Origin of the sequence: uncultured Phascolarctobacterium sp., from assembly GCF_937920985.1 — a bacterium.
Classification (GTDB): Bacteria; Bacillota; Negativicutes; order Acidaminococcales; family Acidaminococcaceae; genus Phascolarctobacterium_A.
Genome location: NZ_CALDXR010000060.1, coordinates 46,098 through 56,259, shown reverse-complemented (window position 1 = coordinate 56,259; position 10,162 = coordinate 46,098). Strand labels below are relative to the sequence as shown.

Sequence of the window (10,162 nt, the reverse complement as noted above, 5' to 3'; positions counted from 1 at the left end):
CTTTCTCGCCAGCCTGGTGATTGGAACTGAAGACGAATAAAGCACCATATGCTTCGTCACAAATGCCTTGACGTACCAGAAGTACGCCGGCGGCATCCGTTCCTCGCCTCTGGCACTTTCTCGCCAGCCTGGTGATTGGAACTGAAGACGAATAAAGCACCATATGCTTCGTCACAAATGCCTTGACGTACCAGAAGTACGCCGGCGGCATCCGTTCCTCGCCTCTGGCACTTTCTCGCCAGCCTGGTGATTGGAACTGAAGACGAATAAAGCACCATATGCTTCATCGCAAATGCTTTGACGTACCAGAAGTACGCCGGCGGCATCTGCTCTTCGCCTCTGGCACTTTCTCGCCAGCCTGGTGATTCAAAATGATAAAGCAACAAATGCTTTGACAGTCAAAATGCAAATCAACCCCTGTCACGAAAGTGACGGGGGTTTTTGTCATATGTGTTGAATTTTGTTAATGGTGCCATAAAAAAAACACATCTTTTTGCTATACTTGCTTTGACCTCAAAAAGAGTAGAGGTTATAATAGTAAAGGAATATATTTAATAATGAGGGATGCAGAATGATGAGTTTCGTGAAAAAGAATAAATATATCCTCGTAGCGGCTGCGATTTTGCTCGCAGGCAGCTATGGTGGCTATAAATATTATCAAAGCACGCAGGTTACAACTGCTGCTGTTAAGATGGGCGAAGTAAAAAAAGGCAACATTATGCAAACTGTTTCGGCAACCGGCGCATTAAGCGCACAGGATAATGTTGATATCAGCTCCAAGATTACCGGACGAATTGTTGAGGTACTTGTTAAGGAAAACCAGCATGTCAACGCCGGTGACGTACTGGTGCGCCTTGATGCAACATCTTTGAACGCAACGCTGGCTCAGATGCAGGCCAAGCTGCATAATGCCCAGGCTAACTATGAGCGTAATCTGAACCTGCTGAACCGCGGTGCTATCAGCCAATCAACATTTGACAGCGTGGAAGCAGATTATCTTGTAGCCAAGAGCAACTATGAAAAGGCTGCTTCTGATGTTAATGATACTGTTATTACCACACCGATTTCCGGTTACATTATCGGTAAGCCTACACCGGTTGGCCAGACTATCAGCTCCGGTATCAGCACACCGCAGGTTATTATGTCTGTGGCAACGCTTGATAATATGGAGATTGAAGCACTTGTCGATGAATCCGATATCGGTCAGGTGAAGGACGGACAGAAGGTAAAGTTTACTGTCGACGCTTATCCTAACGAAACCTTTACCGGTAAGGTACGCTTGATTTCCCGCAGTGCAACTACGGAAAATAATGTTATCTATTATAAGGTTTATGTTACTGTTGACGATGCTAAGGGCAAGCTGCTGCCGACTATGACAGCAAGAACCGATATTATTATCAACGAAGCTAATGATGTAACGATTGTGCCTTTAAACTGCATTTATAGTGAGGGCAACCGCCGTTACGTCAAGGTATATAACGAGAAGACTAAGGAAACACGTGATGTAGATGTAAAGCTTGGCCTGACGAGTGACAGCGAAGTAGCAGTTACGGCAACCGGTCTCAGCATTGGTGACAAGCTGCTGGTGAAGAAGGCTGTCACCAAGCAGAGCAGTAACAGAATGGGCCCACCGCCGATGCACTAAGGAGGCGTTAGCGTTATGTCTGTTATCGAATTAAAAGATATTATGAAAACCTATCAGATGGGCGACAGTGTGGTGCATGCGCTTTATCACGTCAATTTGAAGATTGAACCGGGTGAATTTACTTCTATTATGGGGCCTTCCGGCAGCGGTAAATCTACGATGATGAATATTCTCGGCTGTCTGGACAGACCGACCTCCGGCGAGTATTTTCTTGATGGCAAGGAGATTGCCGGTTATGATGACGATGAGCTGGCGCATACGCGTAATGCGAAGATAGGCTTTGTCTTCCAAAACTTCAATCTGCTGGCTAAGCTGACTGCGCAGGAGAATGTAGCCTTACCGTTAGTATATGCCGGTGTAGACGAGGAAGAGCGCATGGAGCGCGCTAAGAAGGCATTGGAGGCTGTTGGCCTGGGCGATAGGCTGGAGCATAAGCCTATGGAGATGAGCGGCGGCCAGCGTCAGCGTGTGGCCATTGCCAGAGCCTTAATCAATAACCCGGCGATTATTATGGCCGATGAGCCTACAGGCAATCTTGATACCAAATCCAGCTACGAGATTATGGATATTTTTAAGAAAATGAATGAGAGCGGCAAGACGGTGGTTATGGTTACCCATGAACCGGATATTGCCGAGCAGACGAAGCGTATTCTGGTAATGCGCGACGGACAGCTGGTAAGTGATGAACGCAGCGGCGGCAGGACTGATTATGCGGCCAAGGAGCTGCAGCAGATGCGTGACGGTACGCAGAGCTGATAAAGGAAGGTAGATATTTATGTTGAATGAAAGCATTAAAATGGCTTTGCAGGGCATGGTCTCGAATAAGCTGCGCACCTTCCTGACGCTTTTGGGTATTATTATCGGCGTTGGCGCCGTTATTGCGATGGTTAGCTTGGGCTTCGGCCTAAAGGAGAATGTTAAGAACAATATCTCTAAATTGGGCAGTAACCTGCTGATTATCACCTCCGGCGGTCGTACTGCCAGCGGCGCTCGTCTGGCGGCCGGTGAAGGCGTTAAGCTGACGTATGATGATATGCAGGCTATCGAGAAGCAGGTTGACGGTATTGCCAATATTACGGCTAGTGTCAACAGAAGCTATCAGATGGTCGCCGGCAATCAGAACTGGACCAGCCGTGTTGAGGGTACAACTCCGAGCAACTTTACCATTTCCAGTCTGGAGGTTGAGGACGGACGCGTTTTGAACGAGCGTGACCTCGTAAGCCGCGGCAGAGTGGCAGTTATCGGCAAGACTGTTGCTGACAGTCTGTTCCCGGAGGGAAGTCCTATTGGCAAGATTATGCGTATTAACAAAGCGCCGTTTCAGGTTATCGGTGTTTTGAAGAGCAAGGGACAGGGCAGCATGGGTATGGACCAGGACGACGTGGTTTATGTTCCTCTGACTACGGCACAGAACCGTATGATGGGTATTACGAATGTACAGCGTATCTCGGTGCAGGCTGCGAATGAAAATATTATTAATGACGTGCAGGCCGATGTGGAACAGGTGCTGCGTACACGCCACAAGATCAAAGAGGGCGATAACGATGATTTTACCGTAGGCAACATGGCGCAGATTATGGAAACGATGCTTTCAACAGCCAATAATATTACGATACTTCTCGGCTGCATTGCGGCTATCAGTCTTTTGGTCGGCGGTATCGGTATTATGAACATTATGCTTGTATCGGTAACAGAGCGTACGCGTGAAATCGGTATCCGCAAGGCTTTAGGCGCTACCTATAATAATATACTGCTGCAATTTCTGGTTGAATCTATGGTCATCGGTATTATAGGCGGCACCTTAGGTGTAATGCTTGGTATTGGTGCTTCCTGTATCATCAGCAGTATGGCAGGCTGGAATACAGTTATTTCCGTCTGGGCGATTGTTATCGCAGTAATCTTTTCGGTCGGCATCGGCTTGTTCTTCGGAATTTATCCGGCACGTAAGGCAGCGCTGCTTGATCCGATTGATGCTTTGAGATACGAGTAAAATAATATGATAAAGTGAAGAGAGGTTCTCTTCACTTTATCTCTAAAATTGGAGTAAAAATGACAAAACGAGAACCTAAACCCCCTACATTTAAAGATTATTTGCAGGCCTTTTCAGATTATCTGAGAAGGCCTAAAACTGTTTTTGATTTCAAAGACCGTACAAAGGGAATTTTATTGCTTATTGCGATAATAATTCTGCTGCAGAAGGTTGTACAAATGCTGAGTGATTGATATAATAAAATAATAGAAAAGTGTTGAGCAAGGAGGATGACTGTGACGGGAAAGGGACTTGGTATTTTAGGCGGGACCTTTGATCCTATTCATATAGGGCATCTGCGTATTGCTGAAGCTGTTTACGAACGTATTGCACTGGAACAAATTATTTTTATCCCAGCTTTTGTACCACCGCATAAGGTAGGACAGGATTATGCGCCGGCAGAGCATCGCTATGCGATGACTGAGCTGGCAGTAAAGCAATATCCGCATTTTACTGTATCAGATATGGAGCTTCAACGTAGCGGCGTATCCTATACGATAGATACACTGCGTGAGCTGCGACAGATGTATCCGGATAAGGAGCTTTACTTTATTATTGGTGCTGATTCGGTAGCTCAGCTGCATACCTGGAATTCGATTGAGGAAATGCTGCAGCTGGCAACCTTTGTAGCTGCCGGCCGACCGGGCTATGATGGTGTGATGGAAGAGGTAGTGCAGCATCTGGGTGCTGCTGCTGCGGAAAGAATTATGCTGCTGCATACACCTGAATATGATATTTCATCTACCGAAATAAGGACAAGGCTGCACGAAGGAGCAAGCCTGGCGGGTTTGGTGCCGCGGGCTGTGGAGCAATATATCGTTGCTCACAATTTATATCAAAGGCAGGGATGAAGCAGAAATGATGACAATAGACGAAATGAAACAGCTTTTGCAGGCTTCCTTGCCGCCGAAGCGCTATAAACATTCCGTACATGTTTACGAAACAGCTTTGGAGCTGGCTGAGGCACATAAGCTGCCGAAAGAAAAAATTGCGATTTGTGCGTTGCTGCATGATTGCGGCCGTGAGGTTGCCAGCAAAGAAAGTGCGGCGAAGGCAGATGCACTGGGAATTGCTATTGATGATGTAGAACGCAACCAGCCGATTTTGCTGCATGCCAAATTAGGCGTGTACTATGCACAAACTAAGTATGGCGTAAATGATAAGGAAATTCTGGCAGGTATTGCGCAGCATACGACAGGTGCTGCCCACATGACGGATTTGGCGAAGGTTGTATTTTTAGCAGATATGCTTGAGCCGGGGAGAGATTTCCCGGGTGTTGATGATTTGCGCAAGCTGGCACGTAAAAGCCTTGATAAAGCAATGCTTAAGGCCTATAGCAATACTATAGAATATTTGCTTGCCGGTGGCCAATTAATTCATCCGCATTGCATTGATGGCTACAATGAGCTGATGCTGGCGCAGAAAGCAGATAATAAATAGGCGGGGCGAGTATGGAAGAGAATAATAATCAACAATCGCCGTTAAGACACCGCAGAAGGCGCAAGATTCGTTGGGGAAGATTGCTTTGCCTGCTTATTTTTATAGGCCTTTTGGGAACAGCGCTTTTCTGGGGAACCTGCTGGATATATAATAAGTTTATCAATCCGCCACATTTTGGCGTGACTGCAGCAGATGATAAAATACGTGATGACCAGAAGCTCAATGAACGCATTAACGTCCTGCTATTGGGCATTGATGATGGCGACAGCGAAGCAGCGGAAAGTGAGCCTAAACGCACAGATGCTATTATCCTGCTGAGCTTTGATCCGCAGAATAATAAGGTTGCGGTTTTATCTATTCCGCGTGACACGATGGTAGTGCTTCCAGGTCATAAGGATCCGGAAAAAATCAATGCTGCCTTTGCTTATGGTGGCGTTGTTATGGCAAAGCAGACTGTAGCAAATCTGCTGCGTGTGCCTATCCATTATTATGCGCTGGCCAACTGGCGTGGCTTTATTGATGTAGTAAATTTAATTGGCGGCGTAGATATCTACGTAGAAAAGGATATGTATTATGAGGATCCTTATGCTAATCTGGTTATTGATATCAAGCACGGCTATCAGCATATGGATGGCGAAACTGCCGGTAAATATGTGCGCTTCCGCAAGGATGAGCTTGGTGATATCGGACGCGTGCAAAGACAGCAAAAATTCCTGAAGGCTGCAGCAGAGCAGATGTTTTCTGTACAGAATGTAACCAAGGTAAGCAGTCTGCTGGCAACGCTGGACAAATATGTGGAAACAGATCTTAATACCTTGACAATGCTTAAGGCTGCCAACAGTTTTAAGCTGTTTGGTGATGATAAGCTGCGCAGCTGTATGCTTTATGGCAAATTTGACGATAGCACCGGTGTGAGCTATTGGCGGGCTGAGCAGGCTGATGTAAACAAGTCCTTGGATGAGCTGGGAATTCCTTATCTGAAAGAGAAGGAAGAGGAAAAGCCGGAGGTTGAAGAAGAGCCGAAGGAGCACCTGCAGCCTAAGGACAGAGATGAATTAGAACAAGAATCAAAGCTTGCTGGAAAAGTAGGTAATAATTAAGGAGGATGCTTAATGGAAACTAAAGAAATTGCACAAAAAATTGCGGCTGCGGCCAATGACAAAAAAGCAAAGGATATACTTTTATTAAATATGGAGGGCTTGTCCCCGGTTACAGATTTTTATGTTGTATGCAGCGCCGGCAACAGCACCTTGGTTAAGGCGATTGCTGACAATATTGAAGATAAGCTGGCAGAAGCAGGCGTGCATCCTACCCACAAGGAAGGCTATGCCGACGCACGTTGGGTACTGTTGGATTACGGTGATGTTGTTGCTCACGTTTTCCTGGAGGAAGAACGCGATTTTTATAACTTAGAGCAGCTGTGGGCAGATGCTCCGTCGGAAAGCTTTGTGGAGAATACGGATGATTGATAATAAAAAATTCAGCAGAGGCAAAAAGGCTCCTGTTGTTACGAACAATACTAAATACCGTCCCGGTGATGTAGTCAGTTTAAAGGTTGTGCGTGCGAATGAAAGTGCAGCCTTCCTTGACGCAGGCACTGGTAATACCTCTGACGATATCATGCTGCATAAGCTGCAGCAGACCTCTGAGGTTAATATTGGCGATGAGGTAAAGGTTTACCTTTATCTTGATCCCAGCAAGCGTCTGACAGCCAGCATGAAGCTGCCGAAGATGCGTGAAGGTCAGTTGGGTTATGTACGTGTGCTGAGCGTTACCCGTGACGGCGGTTTCGTTGACATAGGCGCAGAGCGCGGCGTTTTCCTGCCCTATAGCCAGATGCGCGGCCACGTAAACCCCGGCCAACTCGTATGGGTAAGACTGTATCGCGATAAGAGCGGCCGTCAGGCTGTGACGATGCGTGTAGAAGAGGATATGGTGAAAGCCTCTAAGCCTGCAGAAGGCTTAAAAATCGGTGATAAGGTTACCGGTACGATTTATAATATTCTGCCGGAAGGCTTCTTCCTCTTTACAAACCAGCGCTTTATTGCTTTCCTGCATCGCAGTGAAGTGCCCGGTGGCAGACTTGACTTCGGTCAGGAGATTACCTGCCGTGTAACCTATCTGCGCGAGGATGGACGTATTAACGTTTCTATGCGTCTGCAGAAGGAGAATGCACTTGTTGCTGATGCTCAGGATATTTATGATTTCCTGGTGAAGCGCAACGGCAGCATGCCTTATTGCGATTCTACGCCGCTGGAGATTATCAAGCAGAAGTTTGGTATCAGCAAGGCTGCCTTCAAGCGTGCGTTGGGCCATCTGATGAAAGAGGGCAAGGTGCGTCAGGAGAACGGCTGGACCTATCTGACGGAAGGTCAGCAAGAAAAGTAAATTTAATATTTGAAGCACAAAAAAACCTGTTAGCTGAAACTCAGCTAACAGGTTTTAATTATCTCAGCCTGAAGGTGAAGGGTAAGCGTAAATAGCAGCGAACCTTTTGACCGTTAGTACCGACAGCGCTGGTGAAGCGCCATTTATAAGCGGCATTGATACCTGCCTGGTCGAGGTTAGCGTTACCGCTGGAGCTTACGAGGGTAACCTCATCAACAGTACCGTTGGTGTTGACCAGAAGACGTACAACGCCTGAACCGGTGATGCCTGCATTGCGTTCTGCAGCAGGGTATACAGGGTCAATCTTGCGGATAATACGCGGCATAACAGCGACTGCGCCATTACCGTTGCCGGAACCGTAACCGCTGCCATTGCCTGTGCCGTGGCCGCTGCCGTTACCGCCGCCACTGCCGGAGCCTGTGCCGGGGCCTACACCGCTGCCGTGGCCGCTTCCCTGACCGGTGCCGCTGCCCTTACGGGCCACCTTTTTCACAGCAGATTTTTTATGTACAGGTTGAGGCTTGTTGTCATCGTTTTTCCAGATAGCCTCCGGATCCGGTGTAGGCTCTTCCTGTACATCCTCTTCAGTAGAGTTTTCTTCGTCGTTTGCATTACTGTCTTCAATGTCGGCATCATTGCCGCCACCGCCGCCGCCGCCGAACAGTGATACCTCAACGATATCGTTAGCAGGCGGATGCGATAAATTAAACAGTCCGACGAAGCTTACGAAAAGTAAGATAAAAATATGTGTTACGATAGAACCGATAAAACCGATTCTACTGCGTTGACCAGAATTCATTATTTACCAGCTCCATCCGTTGCCAAACCAAAGCGGGTAATACCTGCGCCTTTAAGTTTATCAATAAGTTCAATAACACGACCGTAATCAACATCCTTGTCTGCTCTGATAACAATAGCAAAACGAGGATTATTTTTTTGCTCAATAGAGGCCTGGGTTATTAAGGACTGGATATCTGTCGGCGCATCGCCAAGATAAAGAGTGCCGTCATTTTTCAAGGATACAGCAAAAGTTGTAGTTGTATCAGTAGCAGCATGTGCTGCCTGCGGCAGTTTTACGGGAATGGTTTTCAGGTCGATCATGTACATGGTGCTGAGCATGAAGAATACCAGCAGGAAGAACATGATATCGATCATAGGGATAATAATAAGCTCCGGTGTTTTTCTGTCACGTACATTGCGCAGCTGCATTATTTACCACTCCTTGTTTCTGCTTCGAGAAGAGCACTGAAGCATTGCTCCATGTCGGTAATCATATTATCCATACGATGGGCAAAATAGGAGTGCGCACACAAGGAAAGAATAGCTACGCAAAGACCTGTAGCGGTAGCAATAAGTGCTTCGCCGATACCGCCGGTAATAGCGATAGGAGCGCCGGATTCCAGATTGAAGATACTGAAGGCGCCGATCATACCAACGATGGTACCGAGCAGGCCCAGCAGCGGGGACATAGTAACGATAATAGCAAGGTAGTCCAGTTTATTTTTCAGTTTAGCAATGAAAATACCTGCCTGGCTTTCCAAAAATGCTTTTTGTTGTTCTCTGCCATCGGTAATTTTAGCTGCATCAGCAACGATTTTAGCGCATTCGCCGTTAGCTGCTTCTGCTAATTGAAGAGCTTCTTCTTTTTCATCAGCTCGCAAAAGTTCACAATACTTAGCGGCAAAGACCTGACCACTGTCTTCTGCCTTGTAGAACAGAAAACGCTCAATAGCAATAGCTATTACTGCGATTGAACAGAAAAGCAGCGGCCACATAACGAGACCGCCTTTGTGAAAATACATGATTGTTTGTTGAATTGCTTCCATGAATTGCCTCCTAAAAATACTCATCATAAAATTTTTGGCAGCAATAACTGCCGAAGTTAGTTGTAAAATATTACAAGCTGAACTGTGCTGATTTATAGTATATATTATCAATATGTAAAATGCAAGGGGTTGGAGAATTTAATTATCTAAGAGTGTTTAAAATGTAACAGTGTTGACTTGCAGTCTACCCTTTAAATATTAAGGGCTTCATTCTAAAATTACGGAGTCCTTTTTGATTTATCAGGTGCTGTAGGCACCTGCAAGCCAAAAGTACTCAATGTACTTTTGCTTGACGGGGGGGGACAACATGATATAATTCTAGCAGTAACTAATTACGTAATTTAAGTTATTGCAAAATAAGGAAAAAGCCAATATACATAATTAACAATTTAGATAGTTTTACATGTAAGTATCTTCCTCTTTGAGGAACTGCAAACACTGCATGATATATTGCTATAAAATTTAAGAACCTAACAAGAGAATAAAAGCGTATCAGGTGTATTTATACTTAATAAGTAAGCAGGTGAAAATCCTGCGCTGTCACGCAGCTGTAAAGTGGAGCAAGCCTTAATTATGCCACTGGGAAACCGGGAAGGCTAGATTTGTGAGGAAACTGAGCCAGAAGAATTGCCTGAAGAAGCCAAGACCAGAGTGTACTGCGAGTGACAGGAGCATGGTAAAGGACAAGTGCGTCCTTCTGTCATGGTGCAGAAGGGCGTTTTTTCTTGCCGGAATATGCAACGCCCTTGATAAAATATGCTTTTAGCCGGAGTCGCACGCGAAACTCGGACAGCTCGGCGGCGAGGGTAAAAAAATAAATTTTTTATGAGGTGT

13 protein-coding genes and 1 riboswitch are annotated in these 10,162 nt (G+C 46.1%); of the genes, 9 read left to right on the top strand and 4 right to left on the bottom strand.

What is annotated here, in order from left to right; translation table 11 throughout:
* Window positions 1-211, bottom strand: a 211-nt coding sequence (locus Q0612_RS10760; RefSeq protein WP_298884553.1) for a hypothetical protein, incomplete at its 3' end; no start/stop codon positions are given.
* 360 nt (window positions 212-571) lie between these two features.
* On the opposite strand from Q0612_RS10760, the gene Q0612_RS10755 reads away from it, so the two are divergent.
* Genes Q0612_RS10755 through Q0612_RS10715 form a run of 9 tightly spaced genes read left to right on the top strand, consistent with a single transcriptional unit; the run spans window position 572 to window position 7,502 of the window.
* Window positions 572-1,645, top strand: a complete 1,074-nt coding sequence (locus Q0612_RS10755; protein WP_298884550.1) for an efflux RND transporter periplasmic adaptor subunit — start codon at window positions 572-574, stop codon at window positions 1,643-1,645.
* A gap of 15 nt (window positions 1,646-1,660) precedes the next feature.
* Entirely contained in the window at window positions 1,661-2,401 is a 741-nt protein-coding gene (locus Q0612_RS10750) for an ABC transporter ATP-binding protein (protein WP_021720144.1), read from the top strand.
* A gap of 19 nt (window positions 2,402-2,420) precedes the next feature.
* Window positions 2,421-3,635 (top strand): ABC transporter permease, encoded by a 1,215-nt coding sequence (locus tag Q0612_RS10745; protein ID WP_298884547.1) that lies wholly within the window; start codon window positions 2,421-2,423, stop codon window positions 3,633-3,635.
* A 59-nt stretch (window positions 3,636-3,694) separates the two neighbouring features.
* A complete protein-coding gene (locus tag Q0612_RS10740) occupies window positions 3,695-3,868 on the top strand; it encodes a hypothetical protein (protein WP_021720142.1) in 174 nt (57 codons plus the stop codon).
* Between the two features lie 36 nt (window positions 3,869-3,904).
* Window positions 3,905-4,525 carry a nicotinate-nucleotide adenylyltransferase gene (gene nadD / locus Q0612_RS10735; RefSeq protein ID WP_367181737.1) on the top strand — a complete coding sequence of 207 codons (621 nt, stop codon included), beginning with the start codon at window positions 3,905-3,907 and terminating at the stop codon, window positions 4,523-4,525.
* A gap of 7 nt (window positions 4,526-4,532) precedes the next feature.
* Window positions 4,533-5,114 (top strand): bis(5'-nucleosyl)-tetraphosphatase (symmetrical) YqeK, encoded by a 582-nt coding sequence (yqeK, locus tag Q0612_RS10730; protein ID WP_293722961.1) that lies wholly within the window; start codon window positions 4,533-4,535, stop codon window positions 5,112-5,114.
* Between the two features lie 11 nt (window positions 5,115-5,125).
* Window positions 5,126-6,214 carry an LCP family protein gene (locus Q0612_RS10725; RefSeq protein ID WP_298884540.1) on the top strand — a complete coding sequence of 363 codons (1,089 nt, stop codon included), beginning with the start codon at window positions 5,126-5,128 and terminating at the stop codon, window positions 6,212-6,214.
* Window positions 6,215-6,226: 12 nt separating this feature from the next.
* Window positions 6,227-6,583 carry a ribosome silencing factor gene (gene rsfS, locus Q0612_RS10720; protein WP_293722965.1) on the top strand — a complete coding sequence of 119 codons (357 nt, stop codon included), beginning with the start codon at window positions 6,227-6,229 and terminating at the stop codon, window positions 6,581-6,583.
* Window positions 6,576-7,502, top strand: a complete 927-nt coding sequence (locus tag Q0612_RS10715; RefSeq protein ID WP_298884537.1) for a S1 RNA-binding domain-containing protein — start codon at window positions 6,576-6,578, stop codon at window positions 7,500-7,502. Before rsfS ends, Q0612_RS10715 begins: the two co-directional genes overlap by 8 nt.
* A 58-nt stretch (window positions 7,503-7,560) precedes the next feature.
* Here the strand turns inward: Q0612_RS10715 and Q0612_RS10710 are convergent, their stop codons facing one another.
* Genes Q0612_RS10710 through Q0612_RS10700 form a run of 3 tightly spaced genes read right to left on the bottom strand, consistent with a single transcriptional unit; the run spans window position 7,561 to window position 9,328 of the window.
* Entirely contained in the window at window positions 7,561-8,301 is a 741-nt protein-coding gene (locus Q0612_RS10710; RefSeq protein ID WP_298884535.1) for an energy transducer TonB, read from the bottom strand.
* Complete coding sequence (locus tag Q0612_RS10705) at window positions 8,301-8,711, bottom strand: biopolymer transporter ExbD (protein WP_298884533.1); 411 nt, start codon at window positions 8,709-8,711, stop codon at window positions 8,301-8,303. Before Q0612_RS10705 ends, Q0612_RS10710 begins: the two co-directional genes overlap by 1 nt.
* Window positions 8,711-9,328, bottom strand: a complete 618-nt coding sequence (locus tag Q0612_RS10700) for a MotA/TolQ/ExbB proton channel family protein (RefSeq protein ID WP_040564600.1) — start codon at window positions 9,326-9,328, stop codon at window positions 8,711-8,713. The genes Q0612_RS10705 and Q0612_RS10700 overlap by 1 nt, the downstream gene beginning before the upstream one ends.
* A gap of 477 nt (window positions 9,329-9,805) precedes the next feature.
* A riboswitch (cobalamin riboswitch) is annotated at window positions 9,806-9,978 on the top strand.
* Window positions 9,979-10,162: the final 184 nt, after the last annotated feature.

Bases quoted from the DNA above. Each gene is read 5' to 3' on its own strand.
- nadD (WP_367181737.1), top strand. From the start codon at position 3,905: ATGACTGTGACGGGAAAGGGACTTGGTATTTTAGGCGGGACCTTTGAT.
- Q0612_RS10725 (WP_298884540.1), top strand. From the start codon at position 5,126: ATGGAAGAGAATAATAATCAACAATCGCCGTTAAGACACCGCAGAAGG.
- Q0612_RS10755 (WP_298884550.1), top strand. From the start codon at position 572: ATGATGAGTTTCGTGAAAAAGAATAAATATATCCTCGTAGCGGCTGCG.
- Q0612_RS10745 (WP_298884547.1), top strand. From the start codon at position 2,421: ATGTTGAATGAAAGCATTAAAATGGCTTTGCAGGGCATGGTCTCGAAT.
- Q0612_RS10740 (WP_021720142.1), top strand. From the start codon at position 3,695: ATGACAAAACGAGAACCTAAACCCCCTACATTTAAAGATTATTTGCAG.
- rsfS (WP_293722965.1), top strand. From the start codon at position 6,227: ATGGAAACTAAAGAAATTGCACAAAAAATTGCGGCTGCGGCCAATGAC.
- Q0612_RS10710 (WP_298884535.1), bottom strand. From the start codon at position 8,301: ATGAATTCTGGTCAACGCAGTAGAATCGGTTTTATCGGTTCTATCGTA.
- Q0612_RS10715 (WP_298884537.1), top strand. From the start codon at position 6,576: ATGATTGATAATAAAAAATTCAGCAGAGGCAAAAAGGCTCCTGTTGTT.
- Q0612_RS10700 (WP_040564600.1), bottom strand. From the start codon at position 9,328: ATGGAAGCAATTCAACAAACAATCATGTATTTTCACAAAGGCGGTCTC.
- Q0612_RS10705 (WP_298884533.1), bottom strand. From the start codon at position 8,711: ATGCAGCTGCGCAATGTACGTGACAGAAAAACACCGGAGCTTATTATT.
- yqeK (WP_293722961.1), top strand. From the start codon at position 4,533: ATGATGACAATAGACGAAATGAAACAGCTTTTGCAGGCTTCCTTGCCG.
- Q0612_RS10750 (WP_021720144.1), top strand. From the start codon at position 1,661: ATGTCTGTTATCGAATTAAAAGATATTATGAAAACCTATCAGATGGGC.